Here is a 21,558-nt window from a genome sequence, read left to right as displayed (position 1 = left end):
GGCAACCGCCGCAGCCATCACCGCACTCAGGCCACGACCCTGATGCGCAGCTCTTTCGGCAGGGCGAAGGTGACGTCCTCCAGCTTGCCGTCGACTTCGCGCACGTGGGTGGCGCCCCAGACGCGCAGGCGGGCGATGACGTCCTGGACGAGGCTCTCCGGGGCCGAGGCGCCGGCGGTCAGCCCGATACGCTGGTGGCCTTCGACCCATTCGCGGCGGACGTCGTCGGCACCGTCGATCAGATAGGCCGGTACACCCTGCTTGCCGGCCAGTTCGCACAGACGGTTGGAGTTGGAGCTGTTCGGCGAGCCGACCACGAGGACGACGTCGCACGTCTGGCCGAGCGCGCGCACCGCGTCCTGGCGGTTCTGCGTGGCGTAGCAGATGTCGTCGTGACGCGGCCCGAGGATCTTCGGAAACCGCGCGCGCAGGGCCTCGATGACGGCTTTCGTGTCATCGACCGAGAGCGTGGTCTGGCTGACGTAGGCTATGTGCGCGGGATGGCGCGGCGTCAAGGTGGCGACGCATTCCGGCGTTTCGACGAGCAGGATGTCGCCGGCATTGGCCGGGCTCCACTGCCCCATCGTGCCCTCGACTTCCGGGTGGCCGGCATGACCGATGAGGATGACGTCGCGCCCGGCCTTGCCGTGGCGTGCAACCTCGATGTGCACCTTGGTCACCAGTGGGCAGGTGGCGTCGAACACTGACAATCCGCGCGCTTTCGCTTCGGCGCGCACCTGTTGCGAAACTCCATGCGCGCTGAAGATGACGGTGGCGCCGTCGGGTACCTCGTCCAATTCGTCGACGAACACCGCGCCGCGCTGGCGCAGCGAATCGACGACGAAGCGGTTGTGCACGACCTCGTGGCGCACGTAGATCGGTGCGCCGAGCATGTCGATGGCGCGCTCGACGATCTCGATGGCGCGGTCGACGCCGGCGCAGAAACCGCGCGGATTGGCGAGAAAGATTTGCATGCGCGCAATTATCGCCCAGTGCCGGCGGGTTTCCCACCGAACAGGCCGAGCACGATCATCGCCACTGCACCGACGCTGATCGCCGAATCGGCGACATTGAAGGCGGGGAAATGCGAGCCGTTCCAGTGCACGTCGATGAAATCGACGACATGGCCGAAACGCACGCGGTCGATCACGTTGCCGACCGCCCCGCCGATCACCAGCGAAAGCGGCAGCGCGGTCTTCCAGTCGCCCCGCGGCGTGCGCGCCAGCCACAGCACAAGCATGGTGCTGACGACGACGGCCAGCCCGGAGAAGAACCAGCGCTGCCAGCCCCCCGCATCGGCGAGGAAGCTGAAAGCCGCACCTTCGTTGTAGGCCAGCGTCCACGCGAACAGGCCTTCGATGACCGGAATCGATTCGTGCAGCCGCATGTGGGCCAGCACGATGTGTTTGCTGACCTGATCGACGACAAGGACAGCGAGCGAGAGCCAGAGCCAGGACAGCGCGGTGGGGCGTGGGAGCATGGGGATGTTCAGGGCGACGAGGGAACGAATGGTACATGCCGCGGCAGGAAACGGCTTGTAGGAAACGGCTTGTAGGAAACGGCTTGTAGGAAACGGCTTGTAGGAAACGGCTTGTAGGAAACGGCTTCAGCCGTGATGCTCTTGCTGTACAACCCCGCAAAGAAAAAGCATCACGCCTGAAGGCGTTTCCTACAGGCCGTGATGCTCTTGCTGTACAACCCTCAAAGAAAAAGCATCACGCCTGAAGGCGTTTCCTACAGGCCGTGATGCTCTTGCTGTACAACCCTCAAAGAAAGAGCATCACGCCTGAAGGCGTTTCCTACAGCAACTCTCAATGATCATGCGGCCCCTTGGTCGACCCACACGGCATCCCAGAACGGATACAGGCCGACCCGCGGCACCAATCCTGCCCGCACCGGGTTCAACACGATGTATCGCGCAACCGCCAAGGCATCATCCTCGGAACGCAGGGCGCGATCATGGAATCCCACATCCCATACCGAACCGCGCGACCCCATCGCCGCATTCACGGCATGGGCAAGCGTGCCTTTCACGCGACCGACAAGGCTGGACAAGCTGTCCATGTCACCCAACTCGATCATCCCGTGCCAGTGATCGGGCATCAAAACCCAGCAGAGAAGGCTCGAGCCTCGCCATACGTGCTTCGATTGCAAGGCCAGGGAGGCCGTGCACGCCGCGTTCCAGTCGAGGAAAGTCTGCCTGCGCGCCATCGTCACGAAGGTGACAAGGTAAACGCGCCCGGGTTCGCTGGTACGCCCGATTCGCAGGGCGGATTTTCCGCGGGGTGGATAGCGCACGTCGACCATGCGCAAAGAATGGGCGTGTACGTCGATGTCGAAAACGGAAGATTGTCCCGACGGCGTGTAGGAAATCCGCCATTCGACGCGGAAAGGCGTTACGCCGTGGGAATCCCCCGTAGGAAACGGCTTGTAGGAAACGGCTTCAGCCGTGATGCTCTGGCCGTACAACCCCGCAAAGAAAGAGCATCACGCCTGAAGGCGTTTCCTACAGGCCGTGATGCTCTGGCTGTACAACCCCGCAAAGAAAAGGCATCACACCTGAAGGCGTTTCCTACAGGCCGTGATGCTCTGGCTGTACAACCCCGCAAAGAAAAGGCATCACGCCTGAAGGCGTTTCCTACAGGCCGTGATGCCCTGGCCGTACAACCCCCGTAGGAAACGGCTTCAGCCGTGATGCTCTTGCTGTACAACCCCGCAAAGAAAAGGCATCACGCCTGAAGGCGTTTCCTACAGGCCGTGATGCCCTGGCTGTACAACCCCGCAAAGAAAAGGCATCACGCCTGAAGGCGTTTCCTACAGGCCGTGATGCCCTGGCTGTACAACCCCGCAAAGAAAAGGCATCACGCCTGAAGGCGTTTCCTGCGGCGCCTCATATATATCGGCCGTTTCCCGCGACGATCGCGACGGTCAAAACCACCGCCGCACCTCGCCGTTGCCGTTGACGTTCTCGACGCAGCGGCCGCACAGCTCTGGATCGTCCGGGTGGGTGCCGACGTCGCTGCGGTGGTGCCAGCAGCGCACGCATTTGCCGGCGTCGCTGGAGCAGGCGTTGATCCACAGTTCACGGCCTTCAAGGTCGGCGCGCACGGCGTCGGCCGGACGTTCGGCCAGGTCGCGCCAGGTCAGGGTCGAGGTGATGAAGAAGAAGCGCAGCTCATCGTCGAACTTGTCGAGACGCGCGCGGGTGTCGGCATCGGCGTAGAGGGTTACCTCGGCCTGCAGCGAGGCGCCGATCGCGCCGGCGCCACGCATGCCTTCGAGCACCTTCGACACCGCCGCGCGCACGCCGAGCAGGTCGTTCCAGCGGCCGCGCGCATCGGCCGAGGCCTGCGTGGCGGCGAGGCCGTCGTACCAGGTCTCGAACAGCACCGATTCGTCGCGCGCACCGGGCAGGTGCTGCCAGATCTCCTCAGCGGTGAACGTGGTGAGCGGGGCGAGCCAGCGCACCATCGCTTCGAGGATGCGATACATCGCGCTCTGCGCGCTGCGCCGGCCGTGGCTGCCGGCCGGCATCGTGTACAGGCGGTCCTTGGTGATGTCGAGGTAGAGCGAGCCCATCTCGTTGGTGCAGAAGTTCTGCACGCGCTGGACGATTTCCGGATAGTCGTAACGGTCGTAGGCGGCGATGATCGCGGCCTGTGCATCGTACGCCTGCTGCACGGCCCACTGGTCGAGCAGCAGGCATTCCTCGACCGCCAGCAGCTGCGTCGCCGGATCGAATCCGTCGAGGTTGCCGAGCAGGAAGCGGGCGGTATTGCGCATGCGCCGGTAGGCGTCGGCGACGCGCTTGAGGATCTCGTCGGAAACGGCGATCTCGTTGCGGTAGTCAGTCGAGGCGACCCACAGGCGCAGCACATCGGCACCGAGCGAATCGACGACCTTCTGGGGTGCAACGACGTTGCCGAGCGACTTCGACATCTTGCGGCCGTGCTGGTCGACGGTGAAGCCGTGCGTGAGTACCTCGTCGTACGGCGCGTGGCCGTGCATGGCCGATGCGGTCAGCAGCGAGGAGTGGAACCAACCACGGTGCTGGTCCGAGCCTTCGAGATACATGACGCGGTCACCGGGCTTGCGCGCCAGTTCGGCGTGCTGGTCGAGCACGCAGTAGTGCGTGACGCCGGAGTCGAACCAGACGTCGAGCACGTCGCTGACCTTCTCATACCGCGCGGCCTCGTCGCCGAGCAACTCGGCGGGGTCGAGCGTGGCCCACGCATCGATGCCGCCCTGCTCGACGCGCTGCGCGATCTGCTCGAACAACTCGACGCTGCGCGGATGCGGCAGCTGTGTGGCCTTGTCGACGAACATCGCGATCGGCACGCCCCAGGTGCGCTGGCGCGAGATGCACCAGTCCGGCCGGCCGGCGATCATGCCGGTGATGCGCTCCTCTCCCCAGCCAGGAATCCAGCGCACCGCCTTGATCGATTCGAGCGCGCTGGTACGCAGGCCCTCCTTGTCCATGGCGATGAACCATTGCGGCGTGGCGCGGAATGCGACCGGCGTCTTGTGCCGCCAGCAATGCGGATAGCTGTGCTCGAGCTTCGCCAGTGCGAGCAAGTGGCCGTTGCCACGGATGAGATCGATCACCGCGTCATTCGCCTTCCAGATGAACTGGCCCTCGAAGATCGGCGTGCCGGCGATGTAGACGCCATTGCCGCCAACCGGGTTCAGTTCGGCCGGGCTGTAGCGGTCGACAAGGCCATACTGGCGACCGACGCTGAAGTCCTCCACGCCATGCCCCGGCGCGGTATGCACGGCACCGGTACCGTCCTCGGCGGTGACGTGGTCGCCGACGAGCAGGGGGATTTCGCGGCTGTAGAAGGGGTGCTTCAGGCCAGCCTGCACGCCCGCGCCTTCGACCCCTTCCCCAGTCGGCAGGGGAAGCGATGCAAGCGCCGATCCGGTCGTGCGCCCAAACACGGTCACACCTTCAACGCCGTAGCGCGCCAATGCCTTTGCCGCGAGCGCCTCGGCGAGCACGAGCAGCACGCGCTGGCCGGCACGCGCCGGGCCTTCGACCAACACGTATTCGAGTTCCGGCCCGAGCGACACCGCCAGGCTCGCCGGCAGCGTCCACGGCGTGGTCGTCCAGATCGGCACGGCAACGATGGTGTCGTCGTCGATCGTCACGCCGAACTTCGCAGCGAGTGCCTTCGCATCGATCGCGTCGTAGGCGACGTCGATCGCCGGCGACACCTTGTCGGCGTACTCGATCTCGGCTTCGGCCAGCGCCGAACCGCAGTCGAAGCACCAGTGCACCGGCTTGAAGCCGCGGGTGATGTGGCCGTTGGCGTGGATCTTCGCCAGCGCGCGCAGCATGTCGGCCTCGAACTTCGCGTCCATCGTGCGGTACGGCCGGTCCCAGTCGCCGAGCACGCCGAGGCGCTTGAAGTCGGCGCGCTGCAAGTCGATCTGCTGTGCCGCGTACTCGCGGCACTTCTGCCGGAACGTCGTCGCATCGATCTTCTGTCCGACCTTGCCGAACTCCTTCTCGATGGCGATCTCGATCGGCAGGCCGTGGCAATCCCAGCCGGGCACATAAGGCGCACGCAGGCCGGCCATGAGCTTGGACTTGACCACGATGTCCTTGAGCACCTTGTTGACCGCATGGCCGATATGGATCGCACCATTCGCGTACGGCGGGCCGTCGTGCAGGATGAAGGCGCGTTCGCGCGCGGCGGTGCGCTGCTGGATCTGCGCGTAGCGGTCTTTCGCGTACCAGTCGGCGAGCATGCCGGGCTCGCGCCCGGGCAGGTCGGCCTTCATCGCGAAGCCGGTATTCGGCAGATTGATCGTGGTCTTGTAGTCCTTGCTCACGCGGGGGCTCCGGCGGTGGCGGCCTCGGACAGGCCGAGCAGGTGGCGCGCCTGGCGCGCGTCCTCGTCGATCTGACGCACCATCGCGTCGAGATCGTTGAACTTCAGTTCGTCGCGCAGCTTGGCGACGAACTCGACGTCCAGACGGCGGCCATACAGATCGCCGTCGAAGTCGAACAGATGGGCTTCGAGCAGTGGCTCGGTGCCGTCGATGGTCGGGCGGATGCCGAGGCTGGCCACGCCCGGCATCGGTGCATGGCCGACACCGTGCACGCGTACCGCGAAGATGCCGAACACCGGCGAGCTGCGCCGACCGAGCGGGATGTTCGCGGTCGGATAGCCGAGCTTGCGGCCTAGGGCGAGGCCGTGCACGACATGACCGCCGATCATGAAGCGTCGCCCAAGCAGGTTCGCGGCGCCATCGAAATCGCCGCCCGCCAGGCGCGTGCGGATGGTGCTGCTGCGCACGCGCTCGCCGCCGATGCGGAAATCCTCGAACACGCGCGTGGCAAAACCGAGTGTCGCGCCACGCGACTGCAACAGGGCGACGTCGCCACCGCGCCCGCGACCGAAACGGAAATCCGCTCCGACCCAGACCTCGCGCACCGCGCAGCGTGCGACGAGGACGCGGGTGATGAAGGCGTCGGCGTCCATCGCGGTCAGCGCGGCGTCGAAGCGCAGCAGGAGCAGGCGGTCGATGCCGGTGGCGGCGAGGTTGGCGATCTTGCCGCGCGCGTCGTCGATGCGCGGCACCGGTTCGCCACCGGCGAAGTACTCGCGCGGGATCGGTTCGAAGCTGACCGCGAGCGCGGCGAGGCCGAGCGCGTCGGCACGTTCGCGCACGCGCGCGAGCAGCGCGCGATGGCCCAAATGGACGCCATCGAACGCGCCGATGCAGGCAACACTGCCTTGGGGTGCCAGCGAAGCACCCTCACGATCGCGGAAAAGCCGGAACATCGCGGAAGTATAGCGGCTCGGGCCACCACCACGCGGCGCCCGATCGCCGGGAGCGGCCGTTCGATTTCGTGTGGGAGACGGTTTTGGCCGTGATGCCTTTGCTTTGCGGGGTTGTACGGCCAGGGCATCACGGCTAAAGCCGTTTCCTACACCGTTTCCTACACCGTTTCCTGCGCCGTTTCCTGCGCCGTTTCCTGCGCCGTTTCCTGCGCAGAACATGCAACCCGTCGTGACCTATGGTCCTCGGAGGTCGCGCAACCGGAACCCGCCGGCAACGAGCACGCCGGCGAAGGTGGCGGTACCGGCTCCGACCAAGGCGGTGAGGCGCCAGATGCGGGTGGTTTCGCTCCAGCTCGTCCATTCACTCCAGAACTGCAGGCCGCCCAGCAGCACGACGGCCATGGCCACACAGGCGACGGCGAGGCGCAGCAGGTGGCGTGTCCAGCCGGGCTGCGCGGTGTAGACACCGTCGCGGCGCAGCGCGCGCCACAGCAGGGCCACGTTCAGATAGCTCGCGCAGGCACTGGACAGGGAAAGCCCCACATGCAGGCCGGGGATGTCGGCCAGCGCCTCGGTCCAGCCCATGGCGAGATGCTCGGGGCGATGCCACAGCCAGAACAGCACTCCGACGAACACGAAATTGAGCAGCATGCTGGCCACCATCGCGATGATGCCGGCGCGCACCGGCGTCTTCGTGTCCTGGCGTGAATAGAACGCCGGCGCCAGCGTCTTGACCAGGGTGAAGGCCGGCAGCCCGAACGACAACGCTGCCAGCGACATCGCCGCCATCTCGACGTCGTGCGCGGTGAAGCGCCCGCGCTGGAACAGCGTGGCGAGGATCGGTTCAGCCAGCAGGACCAGGCCGAGCATGGCCGGCAGGCCGATCAGCAGGGTCGTGCGCAGGCCCCAGTCGAGCGCCTTCGAGAACCCCGCTGGATCGGCGGCGACATGGCGGCGCGACAGCGATGGCAGGATGACGGTGCCGAGCGCCACGCCGAACAGGCCGAGCGGAAACTCGAGCAGGCGATCGGTGTAACCGAGCCAGCTTTGTGAACCGACGATCAGGAACGAGGCGATCAGGGTGTCGAGCAGCAGGTTGACCTGGGCAACCGAGGAACCGAACAGGGTCGGCACCATCAGCTTGAGCACGCGGCGCACGCCGCTGTCGCGCCAGCCCCAACGCGGCCAGACCAGCAGGCCGAGGCGGTGCAGCGCCGGCAACTGCACGGCCAGTTGCAGGATGCCGGCGGCGAGCACGGCCCAGCCCAGCGCCATGATCGGCACGTCGAGCTTCGGCGCGAGGAACAGCGCGGCGGCGATCATGCACAGGTTGAGGATCACCGGCGTCAGCGCGGCGATGCCGAAGCGGTCGAAGCTGTTGAGGCCGGCGGCGGCCAATGCGGTCAGCGAAACGAACAGCAGGAACGGGAAGGTCAGACGCAGCAGGTCGGTGGTCAGGCCGAAGCGTTCGGGCTCGTCCAGGGTGCCCGGCGCGAAACCGCCGACCAGCACCTCGGCGAAGACCACGCCGAGCGCGGTGACGACGAGCAGGATCGCTCCGAGCGTGCCGGCCGTGCGCGAGAACAGCTCGCGCAGTTCCGCGTGGCTGCGGGTCTGCCGGTACTCGCTCAATACCGGCACGAAGGCCATCGAGAACGAGCCCTCCGCGAACAGCCGGCGCATGAAGTTGGGAATGCGGAAGGCGACCAGGAAGGCATCGGTCGCCGCGTTCGCGCCGAACACGGCGGCGATGACGACCTCGCGGACCAGGCCGAGCACGCGCGAGACGAAGGTGCCGCCGCTGAAGGTCAGCATCGAGCGCAGCAGGCTGCGGCGGGTCATGGCCCGGCTCCCGGATTGACCGCGCGGCGCCGCATCGGCATAATCCCCCGCCTTTTTCCACCCCACCCGCATTCCGGAGTCATCCCTTGGCCAACATCAAGTCTGCGAAGAAGCGTGCCCGTCAGTCCGAGAAGGCGCGCCAGCGCAATGCCAGCGCCCGCTCGATGGTGCGCACGGCGATCAAGAAGGTGGTCAAGGCCATCGACGCGAAGGACAAGTCCGCCGCCGAGGCCGCGCTGCGCGCTGCCGAGCCGATCGTCGACCGCTACGCCGCGCGTGGCCTGATCCACAAGAACAAGGCGGCCCGCCACAAGAGCCGCCTGACCGCGAGCATCCGCGCGCTGGCCTGATCCCGCCTGCGGTGCCGCTGCGAAAAAGCCGGCGCAAGCCGGCTTTTTTGTGCCCGCGTGAAACGCACGCACGGCCACGTCAGCGCGCCTGCGCCTCGGCCGCACGCTCGGCGGCGGCGCGTTTCTGCTCGTCGAAGAAGCGCTGGATGTCGAGGCAGATCGGCCAGGTGTTCTCGCGGGCCAGCGCCGAAACCAGATACCACGGCCGCTTCCACTTGAGCTTGCGTACCAGCGCCTTGGCCAGCTTGGTGCGCTCCTCCTCCGGCACCAGGTCGGCCTTGTTGAAGACCAGCCAGCGTTCGCGTTCGAGCAGGGCCGGATCGAAGCGCGCGAGTTCGCGCTCGATCGTGCGCACCTGTTCGACCGGATCGGTCTCGCCGTCGAGCGGGGCGATGTCGACCATGTGCAGCAGCAGGCGCGTGCGCGAAACGTGCTTGAGGAACTGGATGCCGAGGCCGGCACCTTCCGCGGCGCCCTCGATCAGCCCGGGGATGTCGGCGATCACGAAACTCTTGTCGGTTTCGATGCGCACCACGCCAAGATGCGGCTGCAGGGTCGTGAACGGGTAGTCGGCGACCTTCGGCGTGGCCGCCGAAACGGCGCGGATAAAGGTCGACTTGCCGGCGTTCGGGAAGCCGAGCATGCCGACGTCGGCCAGTACCTTGAGTTCGAGGCGCAGCTCGCGCTCCTCACCGGGCGTTCCCGGCGTGGCCTTGCGCGGTGCGCGATTGGTCGAACTCTTGAAGTGGATGTTGCCCTGCCCGCCACGCCCGCCCTGGGCGACCAGCAGGCGCTGACCGTGCTCGACGAGGTCGCCGATCAGCTCATCGGTCTCGACGTTCATGACCACGGTGCCGACCGGGACGCGCACGACCGTGTCGGCACCGCTCTTGCCGGCCATCTGCCGGCCCATGCCGTTGCCGCCACGTTCGGCGCGGAAGCTGCGTTGGTGGCGGAAGTCCACCAGCGTGTTGAGGCCTTCGTCGGCGACCAGCCAGACGCTGCCACCGGCTGCGCCGTCACCGCCATCGGGGCCACCGAACGGGATGAATTTTTCGCGCCGGAAACTCACGCAGCCGTTGCCGCCGTTGCCAGCGTGAACATGGATGGTGGCTTCATCGACGAATTGCATGGGGGCGGGATTGGGGATTCGGGATTGGGGATTCGGGTAAAGCGTACAGGCGAAGCGGGGTTTCGGGGCTCGGGAGTCGCCGGAAGCTCTTGATCTTCCGAATCCCCGATCCCGAATCCCGAATCCCGGCACCACCAATGAAAAGCCCCGCACAAGGCGGGGCTCTGTCCACGCGGTGGCCGTCCGCGGTCAGTTCGCGGCCGGGATCACGTTGACCGTACGGCGACCTTCGGCGCCCTTGGTCTTGAACTCGACCACGCCGTCGACGATCGCGAAGATCGTGTGGTCGCGGCCGAGGCCGACGCCCTGGCCCGGATGGAAGCGCGTGCCGCGCTGGCGGACGATGATGTTGCCGGCATTGACCGCCTGGCCGCCGTACACCTTCACGCCGAGGTACTTCGGGTTCGAGTCGCGACCGTTGCGGGTCGAACCACCTGCCTTTTTATGTGCCATGACTTGACTCCTCGACCCGTTTTACTTGCCCGAGCCACCGGTGATGCCGGTGATCTCGATCTCGGTGTAATGCTGCCGGTGCCCCTGCGACTTCATGTGGTGCTTGCGGCGGCGGAACTTGATGATGCGGACCTTCTCGCCGCGGCCATGCGACTTGATCTTCGCCGCGACCTTGGCGCCGGCGACCGTCGGGGCGCCGATGCTGATGCCTTCGCCGGAGCCGACGAGGAGGACCTGGTCGAAATCGACGGAACTGTCGACCTCGCCTGCGAGTTTTTCGACGCGCAGGGTTTCACCCTGGGCGACCCGGTACTGCTTGCCGGAAATGAGTACGACTGCGTACATGGTGGCAATGCCTCTGTAGTTATTCTGGAATCTGCCTCTGATCGCGCTCCGGGGCCGGGCCCGGGGGCGAAAAGAACCGCGGATGATAGCCGTGGAGGGGGTTGTGGTCAAACACTGGCGGGGTGGCCGATCGCCGCTGCAGGGGCTTCTGCGGGGGCGATCCACGCCCACCCGGCACCTTCACATCGTTTTGCTACACTTCGCGGTCCCGCCCCTTGGGGCATGTCCCGGCGATCGATGAGCGAGGACCCTCCCAGTAGCCAGCCCCAGCGATCCTGGTTCGGCCGGCTCACCCATGCCCTCTCCGGAGAAGTCAGCAGCCGCGAGGAACTCCTCGAAGAGCTGCGCGATGCCCAGGCCAACGGCCTGCTCTCCAACGACACACTGTCGATGATCGAGGGCGCCATCGAGGTCAGCGACCTCACCGTCGGCGACATCATGGTGCCACGCGCGCAGATGGTCTCGCTGCCGGTCACGGCTTCGTTCGAGGAAGTGCTGGACACGGTCATCGAGTCGGGGCACTCGCGCTTCCCGGTGCATGGTGCCGACCGCGACGAGATCGTCGGCATCCTGCTCGCCAAGGACCTGCTGCGTTGTTTCAGTGGTTCGGGCAAGCGCGATTTCCGCCCGCTGCTGCGTCCGGTCGCGCTGATTCCGGAATCCAAGCGCCTGAACATCCTGCTCAAGGAGTTCCGCCTCTCGCATCACCACATGGCGATCGTGGTTGACGAATACGGCGGCGTAGGCGGACTGGTGACCATCGAGGACGTGCTTGAACAGATCGTCGGCGACATCGACGACGAGCACGACGACGAGGAAACGCCGAACCTGATCCAGCCGCAGCCGGACGGTCGCTTCCTGGTCGCCGCGATCACGCCGATCTCCGATTTCAACGACCGCTTCGAATCGCGCTTCCCCGGCGACGAACACGACACCGTCGGCGCGATGCTGACCTCGGCCTTCGGCCACGTGCCGCAACCGGGCGAGGAAACCGCACTCGGCGGCTTCCTGTTCCGCGTGACCAAGGGTGATGCACGCCGCGTGCAGCAGTTCGCCGTGCGGATCCACGAGGCGTGATGCGCTTGTTGTTCGGCGTGTGGCTGCTGCTCGCCTGCGGGGCTGCACCGGCCCAGGAGGCGGCGACGCGCGGACTCGAGATCAGCCTGCTCACCATCGGCCCCGGTGAGGTCTACTGGGAACGCTTCGGCCACAACGCGCTCGTCGTGCGCGATCGCTCGAGCGGCCTGGCGACGAGCTACAACTACGGCACCTTCGACTTCGAGGAAGATGATTTCCTGGTCAACTTCGCCCGTGGCCGCATGACCTACCAGGCCTTCGCCATGGATGCCGATGACGACATCGACTGGTACAGCGCACAGGGCCGTTCCGTCGTCGAGCAACGCCTGCGCCTCAACGACACGCAGGCACTGAACCTGGCGCGTTTCCTGCAGTGGAATGCCGAGCCGGAGAACGCCCGCTACCGCTACGAGTACTTCACTTCCAACTGCTCGACGCGCGTGCGCGACGCACTCGACGCGGCACTCGGTGGCGCGCTCAAGGCGCAGCTCACAGCACCCTCGCGCGGCTACACCTACCGCATGCTGACCGATGCGCTGATGAGTCCGCAGCCGTGGCTGATGGCCGTGCTCGACGCCGGCCTTGGCCCATACGCCGACCAGCGCCTGTCATTCTGGGAAGACAGCTTCGTCCCGATGCAGTTGATGGGCCACCTGCGCGAGGTGAACGTGCCGGGACCGGACGGCACCTCCGTCCCGCTCGTCGCCGCCGAACGCGTGATCTCGTTCGGACGGCTGCCGGCGCCCCCGGCGCTGCCCCCGGACCTGCGCTGGCCGTTCTTCATCGCCGGCCTCGCGCTGGCGGCATGGCTGCTGGCCCTGGCCTCGCACCGGCGCAGCGTTGTCGCCCGCCATGCTTTCGCCGTGACAGCCAGCGCGATCGCGCTGGTCTGTGCGGTTGCCGGCATCATCCTGATGTTGCTCTGGCTCGGCACCGAGCATCGCCCGGCCTGGGCCAACGAAAACCTGCTGGTGCTCAATCCATTGTGCCTGCTGCTGCTGCCAGCCTGGTGGCGCGCGCGGCATGACGCCTGGGATTGCCTGAAACCCGTCCGCGTGATCGCCGTGCTCATCGCCGTGCTCGCCGGCCTCGCCCTGTTCGTCAAGATCCTGCCGTGGTTCCCGCAGGCGAACCTGCCATGGATCCTGTTGCTGCTGCCGGTGCATGCCGCCCTGGCGTGGATCGTCGTGCACAACGCGCGCGGCAGGGCGCATCGCACCTGAAGAGGCCACACGCTTCATTCGACGCAGGAGGGCGATGCTCTTCGTTCATCGCAACGCGCGATCGCCCGTGAACGGGCTCCGGCAATGGCCGGGAATGGAGAATTGGGAAACGGGGAACGGCCGGCAGCAAGGCTGTTGATCTTTCCACTCCCCGTCCCCTGTTTCCCATTTCCATCTTCTGTGGGAGCGGCATCAGCCGCGATACTCTGTCCCCAGACCGGAGCGACGCCCATGTCCATGCCCACCACGTTCGAACTCGATGGCAAGCTCGCCTTCGTCAGCGGCGCCAGCCGCGGCATCGGCGAGGCCGGCGCGCGCCTGCTCGCCGCACACGGCGCGCATGTGATCGTGTCGAGCCGGCGCATCGAGGCCTGCGAGGCGGTCGCACGGTCGATCCGCGAAGCCGGCGGCAGCGCCGAGGCGCTGGCCTGCCACATCGGCGACCCGGATTCGATCGCGGCGACGTTCGCGACGATCGATGCGCAGCACGGACGGCTCGACGTTCTGGTCAACAATGCTGCGGCGAATCCGTATTTCGGGCCGATCGTCGATACCGGCATCGACGCATTCCAGAAGACCGTCGACGTCAACATCCGTGGCTACTTCCTGATGTCGCAGGCGGCGGCGAAACGCATGGCCAGGCAGGGTGGCGGCTCGATCATCAATGTCGCCTCGGTCAACGGCGTGATCCCGGGTGACGGCCAGGGCATCTACTCGATCACCAAGGCGGCCATCCTGTCGATGACCAAGGCCTTCGCCAAGGAGTGCGCAGCGCAGGGCGTGCGTGTCAACGCGCTGCTGCCGGGACTGACCGACACCCGGTTTGCCGGCCCGCTGATCCACGACCCGGCAATCCTCGCGCGCGCGCTCGGCCACATCCCACTCGGACGCGTCGCCGAGCCGGCCGAGATGGCCGGCGCGCTGCTCTTCCTCGCCTCATCCGCTTCGAGCTATGTGACCGGCACCTGGCTCAACGTCGATGGCGGTTATCTCAGCGCTTGAGCGCGCGCCGCATGCCCTTTTTGTCCGGATCGCGCCGCAAGGCGGCGATCGCCTTCATCCTCGTCACCGCCGCGCTCGACATCATCGCCATGGGCATCGTCATGCCCGTGCTGCCGCCGCTGATCGAGACCTTCACCGGCTCGAACGCACGCGCCGGCATCATCAACGGCGTGTTCGTCGCACTGTGGGCGATCATGCAGTTCATCGCCTCGCCCGTGATTGGCGCGTGGTCGGACCAGGTCGGCCGGCGGCCGGTGATCCTGATCTCCACGGCCGGCCTCGCCGCCGACTACGTGCTGATGGCCCTGGCCCCGGACCTGTGGTGGCTCGCCCTCGGCCGCATCATCGCCGGCGTCACTTCGGCGAGCTTCACCACCGTGTACGCCTACATGGCCGACATCACGCCACCGGCCGAACGCGCCCGTGCCTATGGCCTGATCGGCGCGGCCTTCGCCGGCGGTTTCGTCGCCGGGCCGATGCTTGGTGGCATGCTCGGCGAATGGTCGCCGCGCGCACCGTTCTGGTTCGCCGGTGCGCTCAGCGGCGTGGCCTTCCTGTACGGCTGGTTCGTGCTGCCCGAGTCGCTGGCTGCCGAGAACCGCATGGCCTTCTCGTGGCGCCGCGCCAACCCATTCGGCGCGCTGCGCCTGCTGCGCTCGCATGCCGAACTCGCCGGCCTCGCCGTCGTCAACTTCCTACTGTACTTCGCCCACCACGTTTTTTCTGCCGTGTTCGTGCTGTATGCGGGGCACCGCTACGGCTGGGGCGCACTCGACGTCGGCCTCGTGCTGGCCTTGGCCGGGGCGCTCGACATGCTCGTGCAGGGGCTGCTGGTCGGACCGGTGGCACGACGCCTCGGTGACCGCCGCACAATGGTGCTCGGCCTCGGCGTCGGCGCGATCGGCATCGCCTGCATGGGCCTCGCACCGAACGGCGTGCTGTTCACGCTGTCGATGCTGCCGAATGCGGCTTGGGGACTGGCCATGCCGACCCTGCAGGCCCTGATGACGCGGCGCGTGTCGGAGTCCGAACAGGGGCAGCTGCAGGGCGCCAACATGAGCGTGGCCAGCATCGCCGGCGTGGTGTCGCCGCTGTTCTTCGGCTGGATCTACTCGATCTCCAGCGGCGCCGATGCGGCGATCCCGTACATCGGCACGAGCCTGCTGATGGCCGCCGCCGTGCTCGCCGCGGCTGCGCTGATCGGCGTGCGCGTCGGACGCCTGCACGGAAGGAGCGGGGTGTCGTAGGAGTCCGTTCACGGGCCTGTTCGTCGACACGGGGGTGAGAGAAGGAATCGCCCGTATACCGGCTCCTGCGGGAGCTCCTACCGGATCGCTGGCGGCAACGGTGACTTCCGTCCGTGGGCGGCCATGCCGCCGGGTCGCTATGCTCGCGGCCTGTCGAAGCCCAGCAAGGGAAACCCGCGATGAGGACATTGATCGGCATGGGCGCGTGTGCCGCATTGCTCGCAGGCACCATGGCGCAGGCGGCCAATCCGCGCGATACGCGCATGCTGGCCAATCCGGCCGTGCACGGCGACAGCATCGCCTTCACCTATGACAACGACCTCTGGCTGGTCGCGCGTGACGGAGGCAGCGCGCGTCGCCTGACCCAGGCGCCAGGCCGCGAGTTCGTGCCGCGCTTCTCGCCGGACGGGCGCTGGCTGGCCTTCAGCGCCGAATACGGCGACAACGTCGACGTCTACGTGATGCCGGCCGGCGGCGGCGAAGCGAAGCGCCTGACCTGGCATCCGGGCAATGACATCGTGCGCGGCTTCACCCCGGCGGGCGAGGTGCTGTTCCAGTCCGAGGAAGGTCAGTTCAGCGGGCGCCTGAGCGCGCTTTACACCGTGCCGGTCGGCGGCGGCGTGCCGAAGCGGCTGCCGGTACCGAGCGGCGCGAAGGCGGCGCTCTCGCCGGATGGCACGACCCTGGCCTACTCGCCGAACGCGGAGGCGTTTCGCCAGTGGAAGAACTACCGCGGTGGCACGCAGAGCCGCATCTGGCTGATGGACATGCGCAGCCTTGCCGTCAGCGAAGTTTCCAAGCCGGCCGGTGGCAGCAATGACACCGATCCGATGTGGATCGGCGGCACGCTGTATTTCAGCTCCGACCGCGATGGCGAGTTCAACTTGTACCGCTACGACGCGACGACGAAGCAGGCGACGCGACTGACCGCATTCGAGGATTTCCCGGTGGTCTCCGCCGATGCCGATGCCGCCGGCGTGATCGTGTTCGAACAGGCCGGCTGGCTGCACGAGCTCGACACGCGCTCCGGCACGACGCGGCGGCTGGTCGTGGCGGCGGTGTCCGACCTCGCCGAAACACGTCCGCGCATCGCCAGCGACGTCAAATGGGTGCGCGAAGTGGCCGGCTCGCCGGATCTCAAGCGCCTCGCCATGAACTATCGCGGCGAGATCGTCACCGTGCCTGCCGGCAAGGGTGATCCTCGCCAGATCACACGCTCGCCCGGTGCCAACGACCACTCGCCGGCGTGGTCGGCCGACGGCCGCCTGATCGCCTGGTTCTCCGATGCCGACGGCGAATACGCGCTCCATGTCGGCGCGCAGGATGGCAGTGGCACGCCACGCAGGTACAAACTCGACGGCGCGGGCTACTACGACAGCCCACAGTTCTCCCCGGATGGCCAGCGCATCGCCTTCCAGGACAACAGTCAGTCGCTGTGGGTCATCGAACTCGCCAGCGGACGCACCGCCAAGATTGCCTCCGAACCTGTTTATTCGCCGCTCGACCGGATGAGCGCGAACTGGTCGCCCGACTCGCGCTGGCTGGCCTACACCGTGCAGAACGCCGGCCTGATCCAGACCGTGTACGCCTGGTCGGTCGACAGTGGCCGTTCGATCCGCCTCACCGATGGTCTTTCGGAAATGGTCGAACCGGCATTCGATCCGAACGGCGAGTTCCTCTACGTGCTCGCCTCGACCGATGCCGGCCCGCTCAAGGACTGGTTCTCGCAGGCCAATGGCGATGCCGTGATGACCCATGGCCTGTACGCGATCACCCTGCGCCGCGACGGCCCGCACCCGATCCCGCCACAGAGCGACGAGGTCGAGGTGAAATCCGCCGAAACGAAGGCCACCGACAAGAATGCGAAGGACAAACCGGCCGTGCGCGTACGCATCGATGCCGAGGGCATCGAGGACCGCATCGTCGCCCTGCCCGCCGGCAGCGCCGGGCGCAGCGGACTGCGCGTTGGCACCAGCGGCGAGATCTACTTCCTCGAAACCGCCAACCCGCACGCCTCCGCAGGCTCCGGCGATGCCGAACTGAAGCGCTTCAGGCTCGAGGACCGCGAGGTGAAGACGCTGGCGAGGAAAGTCGGCGACTACCGCCTGTCCAGCGACGGCAAGCGCATCGCCTGGCTCAGCGGCAAGGACTGGTCGATCAGTGACATCAAGGACGAGTTGAAGCCTGGCGACGGCAAGCTCGCCCTCGAGCGCATCGCCGTCGCGGTCGATCCGCGCGCGGAATGGCACCAGATTCTCGACGACGCCTGGCGCATCAACCGCGATTATTTCTATGCCGACAACTTCCACGGTGCCGACTGGCCGAAGATGCGGGAGAAATACCGCGCGTTCCTGCCCGACCTCGCCACGCGCGCCGACCTCGACACGGTCATCCGCATGATGCTGAGCGAACTCGCGGTCGGCCACAGTTACCTTTCCCCAGGCGACTACCCGGCGAAGCCGAAGAAGATCGAGGTCGGTTTGCTCGGCGCCGACTACGTGCTCGTTGGCGACCGCTATCGTTTCAGCAAGGTGCTCGGTGGTCTCAACTGGAACCCGGACCTGCGCTCGCCGCTGCGCACGCCGGGCGTCGAGGTGCGTGCCGGCGAGTACCTGCTCGCCGTCGATGGCGTCGAGCTGCGCGCACCGATGAGCGTGTACGCCTTGTTCGAGAACAAGGCCGAGCGCCAGGTGCGCCTGCGCGTCGGTCCGAACGCCGACGGCAGCGGCGCACGCGAGGTCACCGTGGTGCCGGTAGCCAGCGAGAACGGCCTGCGCTACCGCGACTGGGTAGAGGGCAACCTGCGCTACGTCGACGCGAAGAGCGGCGGGCGCCTCGCCTACGTGCACGTGCCGAACACGGCAGCCGCAGGCTTCGAGTCGTTCAAGCGCTATTTCTATCCGCAGTCGAACAAGGCCGGCATCATCCTCGATGAACGCTTCAACGGCGGCGGCCTGATCGCCGACTACTACATCGACATCCTGCGCCGCCCGCTGATCGCGCACTGGAAGATGCGCTACGGCGAGGACCTGGTCAGCCCGCGCGGCGCGATCTTCGGACCGAAGGTCATGCTCACCGACGAGACGGCCGGCTCCGGCGGCGACCTGTTGCCATGGATGTTCCGCCGCTTCGAGCTCGGCACCATCGTCGGCAAGCGCACCTGGGGCGGCCTGGTCGGCATCCTCGGCTTTCCGACCCTGATGGACGGCGGCAGAGTCACCGCGCCGAACCTCGCAATCCGCACCGAGGAAGGCTATGCGGTCGAGAACGTCGGCGTGGCGCCCGACATCGAGGTCGAGCAGTGGCCGGCCGAAGTCGCCCAGGGCCGCGACCCGCAACTCGACCGCGCGATCGCGGTGGCGCTCGAAGCGCTCGACAAGGCGCCCGCCGCGAAACCCGTGCAGACGCCGCTGCCGGTGCGCGCGCGGCGCTGATCGTCGCCCGTAAACGGGCTCCTGCGAAACCATCACGGACGGGTGGCACCTGGCCGCCTCGCGCAGCGGATCGCGTTGTGGATGGATGACGCGGATTCGCGGCGGCGTTCGTTTCGGACGCCGCCGTGGGTTGCACATCGCACCCAACCGGAGACCGACCATGCACAACCCGGTGCGTGCGGCGACGAACGGTGCGCAGCGCTCGGCGTGTACGAACTCGGCATCGCCCTGGCCGCGCCGCCGCCAGGGATGCTTCGATCTTGCCCGCACGGCTGGATTCGCTTGGACGGAATCAAGGCCTGGTGGGGGTGGCTTCAGCCGCGAAGGGATTTGCTCGGAACATCCCTAACAACAACGCCCACCCCCACCCCGATACCGCGCCGCCTGCCGCTCGGCAAAAAACGCCTCGTAGCTCATCGGCTCGCGCTCCGGGTGGAAGCGACGGATGTGTTCGACATAGGTGTCGTAATCGGGGATGCCGATGATCAGGCGGGCAGTCTGCACGGCGTGACGCCAGAACCCGCGCAGCATGGCGCGCACGCGCACGGAGACGGGCTGCACGCCCGCCTCCGCTGACTCGCGCACCAACGCCGCCATCAGGCGCGCACCGAGTCGATCGACACGTACGGCGTTTCCTGCGCGGTAGGCTCGGCGCTGCGCCGGGCCTTGATCGCCGCACGCAGGCCAAACACGACCACGATCACCACGATCAGCATGAACAATCCCGCCAGGGTCGCGTTGATGTAGTTGTTGAACACGATGCGGCCCATCTCCTCGACCGACTTCGCCGGCGCCAGCACCTCGCCGCGGCCGAGCGCGTCGGAATAGCGGTTGGCGGTGGCGAGGAAACCGATCTTCGGGTTGTCGTGGAAGATCTTCTGCCAGCCGGCGGTCAGCGTGCAGACCAGCAGCCAGGCCGTCGGCATGGCCGGGATCCATACGTAGCGGTCACGCTTCATCTTGATCAGGCACACGCAGCAGACGGTCAGCGCGATGGCCGCGAGCATCTGGTTGGCGATGCCGAACAGCGGCCACAGCGTGTTGATGCCACCGAGCGGATCGACCACGCCCTGGTAGAGGAAATAACCCCAGCAGGCGACGCACAGGCCGGTGGCGATCAGGTTGGCCGCCCACGACTCGGTCTTCTTCAGCGCCGGCACGGCCAGGCCGGCCAGGTCCTGGATCATGAAGCGACCGGCGCGAGTGCCGGCATCGACCGTGGTCAGGATGAACAGCGCCTCGAACAGGATCGCGTAGTGGTACCAGAACGCCATCATGCCTTCGCCGGCGATGACCTGGTGGAGGATATGCGCCATGCCCACCGCCAGTGTCGGCGCGCCACCGGTACGCGACAGGATCGTGCCTTCGCCGACATCCTTCGCGGTCTGCACGAGGATTTCCGGCGTGATCGTGAAGCCGAGGTTGGTGATCGCCGCGGCGGCGGATTCCGGCGTGGTGCCGAGCAGGGCCGCCGGTGCGTTCATCGCGAAGTACACGCCGGGATCGAGCACACAGGCGGCGATCAGGGCCATGATCGCGACGAAGGCTTCCATCAGCATGCCGCCGTAGCCGACGTAGCGTGCATCGGTCTCGCTCGACAGCATCTTCGGCGTGGTGCCCGACGAGATAAGAGAATGCCAGCCCGACACCGCACCGCAGGCAATCGTGATGAACAGGAACGGGAACAGGCTGCCGGCGAACACCGGGCCGGTGCCGTCGACGAACTTGGTCAGCGCCGGCATGCGCATCTCGGGCATGACGATGACGATGCCGATCGCGAGCATGAGCACGGTGCCGATCTTGAGGAAGGTCGACAGGTAGTCACGTGGTGCAAGCAGCAGCCAGATCGGGATGACCGAGGCGACGAAGCCATAGGCGATCAGCATCCAGGCCAGCTGGCGGCCGTCGAAATGGAAGGCGTCGGCCCATTCCGGGCTGTGCGAAACGACACCACCAAGCCAGATCGACAGCATCAGCAGGACCAGGCCGATGACCGAGACCTCCATGACCTTGCCGGGGCGCAGGTAGCGCAGGTAGATGCCCATGAACAATGCGATCGGGATGGTCATGGCCACCGTGAACGTGCCCCACGGGCTTTCCGCCAGCGCCTTGACCACGACCAGGGCGAGCACGGCGAGGATGATGAACATGATCATCGTCACGCCGATCATCGCCACCGTGCCGGCGCCGTTGCCGAGTTCGGAGCGTGCCATCTCGCCGAGTGAGCGACCATCGCGGCGCGTCGAGAAGAACAGCACCATGAAGTCCTGCACCGCTCCGGCGAAGATCACGCCGACGAGGATCCACAGGGTTCCCGGCAGGTAGCCCATCTGCGCGGCGAGCACTGGGCCGACCAATGGCCCGGCGCCGGCGATCGCGGCGAAGTGGTGGCCGTACACGACATGCTTGTCGGTCGGCACGTAGTCGAGGCCGTCATTGCGCCGCCAGGCCGGCGTCGCCCGCGTCGGATCGGGCCGCAGTGCCCTGTCGTCTATGAACTTGCTGTAGAAGCGATAGGCGATGAACAGAATCGACACCGCGGCAGTGACGAGCCAGACCGCGTTGATCGTTTCACCGCGATGCAGTGCCACGGTACCGAGGCAGAAGGCTCCGAGTATGGCGAGCGCGAGCCAGCCGATCTTGCTGATGAGCGAGTTCATGA

General features: G+C 66.7%; 17 protein-coding genes. 6 read left to right on the top strand and 11 right to left on the bottom strand.

What is annotated here, in order from left to right:
• Positions 1-26: 26 nt before the first annotated feature.
• From ispH to murJ, 6 genes are all read right to left on the bottom strand, one after another.
• On the bottom strand, positions 27-974 hold the full coding sequence (gene ispH / locus KF907_RS07960) for a 4-hydroxy-3-methylbut-2-enyl diphosphate reductase (protein WP_291219564.1): 948 nt from the start codon (positions 972-974) through the stop codon (positions 27-29).
• Positions 975-982: 8 nt separating this feature from the next.
• Positions 983-1,480, bottom strand: a complete 498-nt coding sequence (gene lspA / locus KF907_RS07955; protein ID WP_291219562.1) for a signal peptidase II — start codon at positions 1,478-1,480, stop codon at positions 983-985.
• 338 nt (positions 1,481-1,818) lie between these two features.
• The gene (locus tag KF907_RS07950; RefSeq protein WP_291219560.1) at positions 1,819-2,469 is read right to left on the bottom strand and encodes an REP-associated tyrosine transposase; all 651 of its coding nucleotides are present in this window, start codon (positions 2,467-2,469) and stop codon (positions 1,819-1,821) included.
• Between the two features lie 459 nt (positions 2,470-2,928).
• Positions 2,929-5,784 (bottom strand): isoleucine--tRNA ligase, encoded by a 2,856-nt coding sequence (gene ileS, locus KF907_RS07945; RefSeq protein ID WP_472843859.1) that lies wholly within the window; start codon positions 5,782-5,784, stop codon positions 2,929-2,931.
• Between the two features lie 47 nt (positions 5,785-5,831).
• A complete protein-coding gene (locus KF907_RS07940; RefSeq protein ID WP_291219557.1) occupies positions 5,832-6,791 on the bottom strand; it encodes a bifunctional riboflavin kinase/FAD synthetase in 960 nt (319 codons plus the stop codon).
• Between the two features lie 234 nt (positions 6,792-7,025).
• On the bottom strand, positions 7,026-8,633 hold the full coding sequence (gene murJ / locus KF907_RS07935; RefSeq protein ID WP_291219555.1) for a murein biosynthesis integral membrane protein MurJ: 1,608 nt from the start codon (positions 8,631-8,633) through the stop codon (positions 7,026-7,028).
• Positions 8,634-8,719: 86 nt separating this feature from the next.
• Here murJ and rpsT point away from each other — a divergent pair, with 86 nt between their 5' ends.
• Complete coding sequence (rpsT, locus tag KF907_RS07930) at positions 8,720-8,983, top strand: 30S ribosomal protein S20 (RefSeq protein WP_291219554.1); 264 nt, start codon at positions 8,720-8,722, stop codon at positions 8,981-8,983.
• Between the two features lie 79 nt (positions 8,984-9,062).
• On the opposite strand, the gene cgtA is transcribed toward rpsT, so the two are convergent.
• The 3 genes from cgtA to rplU form a co-directional block, all read right to left on the bottom strand.
• Complete coding sequence (gene cgtA, locus KF907_RS07925; protein ID WP_291219553.1) at positions 9,063-10,115, bottom strand: Obg family GTPase CgtA; 1,053 nt, start codon at positions 10,113-10,115, stop codon at positions 9,063-9,065.
• A gap of 189 nt (positions 10,116-10,304) precedes the next feature.
• Positions 10,305-10,568, bottom strand: a complete 264-nt coding sequence (gene rpmA / locus KF907_RS07920; RefSeq protein WP_291219552.1) for a 50S ribosomal protein L27 — start codon at positions 10,566-10,568, stop codon at positions 10,305-10,307.
• A gap of 21 nt (positions 10,569-10,589) precedes the next feature.
• The gene (rplU, locus tag KF907_RS07915; protein WP_291219551.1) at positions 10,590-10,913 is read right to left on the bottom strand and encodes a 50S ribosomal protein L21; all 324 of its coding nucleotides are present in this window, start codon (positions 10,911-10,913) and stop codon (positions 10,590-10,592) included.
• Positions 10,914-11,135: 222 nt separating this feature from the next.
• Between rplU and KF907_RS07910 the strand changes: the two genes are divergently transcribed.
• The 5 genes from KF907_RS07910 (at position 11,136) to KF907_RS07890 (ending at position 18,896) form a co-directional block, all read left to right on the top strand.
• Complete coding sequence (locus KF907_RS07910; protein WP_472843832.1) at positions 11,136-11,990, top strand: HlyC/CorC family transporter; 855 nt, start codon at positions 11,136-11,138, stop codon at positions 11,988-11,990.
• Positions 11,990-13,213 (top strand): Lnb N-terminal periplasmic domain-containing protein, encoded by a 1,224-nt coding sequence (locus tag KF907_RS07905; protein WP_291219548.1) that lies wholly within the window; start codon positions 11,990-11,992, stop codon positions 13,211-13,213. The genes KF907_RS07910 and KF907_RS07905 overlap by 1 nt, the downstream gene beginning before the upstream one ends.
• Before the next feature lie 231 nt (positions 13,214-13,444).
• Positions 13,445-14,215: an SDR family oxidoreductase gene (locus KF907_RS07900; RefSeq protein WP_291219547.1), complete on the top strand. Its 771-nt coding sequence runs from the start codon at positions 13,445-13,447 to the stop codon at positions 14,213-14,215.
• Between the two features lie 11 nt (positions 14,216-14,226).
• Positions 14,227-15,462, top strand: coding sequence for a TCR/Tet family MFS transporter (locus KF907_RS07895; protein WP_291219546.1), 1,236 nt, complete (start codon positions 14,227-14,229; stop codon positions 15,460-15,462).
• A 179-nt stretch (positions 15,463-15,641) separates the two neighbouring features.
• Positions 15,642-18,896 (top strand): S41 family peptidase, encoded by a 3,255-nt coding sequence (locus KF907_RS07890; protein WP_291219545.1) that lies wholly within the window; start codon positions 15,642-15,644, stop codon positions 18,894-18,896.
• Between the two features lie 345 nt (positions 18,897-19,241).
• Here the strand turns inward: KF907_RS07890 and KF907_RS07885 are convergent, their stop codons facing one another.
• On the bottom strand, positions 19,242-19,427 hold the full coding sequence (locus KF907_RS07885; RefSeq protein ID WP_291220284.1) for a YbdD/YjiX family protein: 186 nt from the start codon (positions 19,425-19,427) through the stop codon (positions 19,242-19,244).
• Between the two features lie 65 nt (positions 19,428-19,492).
• Positions 19,493-21,556, bottom strand: coding sequence for a carbon starvation CstA family protein (locus KF907_RS07880; RefSeq protein WP_291219544.1), 2,064 nt, complete (start codon positions 21,554-21,556; stop codon positions 19,493-19,495).
• Positions 21,557-21,558: the final 2 nt, after the last annotated feature.

The organism is Dokdonella sp., from assembly GCF_019634775.1.
Taxonomy (GTDB): Bacteria; Pseudomonadota; Gammaproteobacteria; order Xanthomonadales; family Rhodanobacteraceae; genus Dokdonella.
This window is presented reverse-complemented; position numbering and strand designations above follow the sequence as displayed.

Excerpts from the sequence above, each read along its gene's own strand:
- ispH (WP_291219564.1), bottom strand. The coding sequence starts at position 974 with ATGCAAATCTTTCTCGCCAATCCGCGCGGTTTCTGCGCCGGCGTCGAC.
- lspA (WP_291219562.1), bottom strand. The coding sequence starts at position 1,480 with ATGCTCCCACGCCCCACCGCGCTGTCCTGGCTCTGGCTCTCGCTCGCT.
- ileS (WP_472843859.1), bottom strand. The coding sequence starts at position 5,784 with ATGAAGGCCGACCTGCCCGGGCGCGAGCCCGGCATGCTCGCCGACTGG.
- KF907_RS07940 (WP_291219557.1), bottom strand. The coding sequence starts at position 6,791 with ATGTTCCGGCTTTTCCGCGATCGTGAGGGTGCTTCGCTGGCACCCCAA.
- murJ (WP_291219555.1), bottom strand. The coding sequence starts at position 8,633 with ATGACCCGCCGCAGCCTGCTGCGCTCGATGCTGACCTTCAGCGGCGGC.
- cgtA (WP_291219553.1), bottom strand. The coding sequence starts at position 10,115 with ATGCAATTCGTCGATGAAGCCACCATCCATGTTCACGCTGGCAACGGC.
- rpmA (WP_291219552.1), bottom strand. The coding sequence starts at position 10,568 with ATGGCACATAAAAAGGCAGGTGGTTCGACCCGCAACGGTCGCGACTCG.
- rplU (WP_291219551.1), bottom strand. The coding sequence starts at position 10,913 with ATGTACGCAGTCGTACTCATTTCCGGCAAGCAGTACCGGGTCGCCCAG.
- KF907_RS07910 (WP_472843832.1), top strand. The coding sequence starts at position 11,136 with ATGTCCCGGCGATCGATGAGCGAGGACCCTCCCAGTAGCCAGCCCCAG.
- KF907_RS07905 (WP_291219548.1), top strand. The coding sequence starts at position 11,990 with ATGCGCTTGTTGTTCGGCGTGTGGCTGCTGCTCGCCTGCGGGGCTGCA.
- KF907_RS07900 (WP_291219547.1), top strand. The coding sequence starts at position 13,445 with ATGTCCATGCCCACCACGTTCGAACTCGATGGCAAGCTCGCCTTCGTC.
- KF907_RS07895 (WP_291219546.1), top strand. The coding sequence starts at position 14,227 with ATGCCCTTTTTGTCCGGATCGCGCCGCAAGGCGGCGATCGCCTTCATC.
- KF907_RS07890 (WP_291219545.1), top strand. The coding sequence starts at position 15,642 with ATGAGGACATTGATCGGCATGGGCGCGTGTGCCGCATTGCTCGCAGGC.
- KF907_RS07885 (WP_291220284.1), bottom strand. The coding sequence starts at position 19,427 with ATGCTGCGCGGGTTCTGGCGTCACGCCGTGCAGACTGCCCGCCTGATC.
- KF907_RS07880 (WP_291219544.1), bottom strand. The coding sequence starts at position 21,556 with ATGAACTCGCTCATCAGCAAGATCGGCTGGCTCGCGCTCGCCATACTC.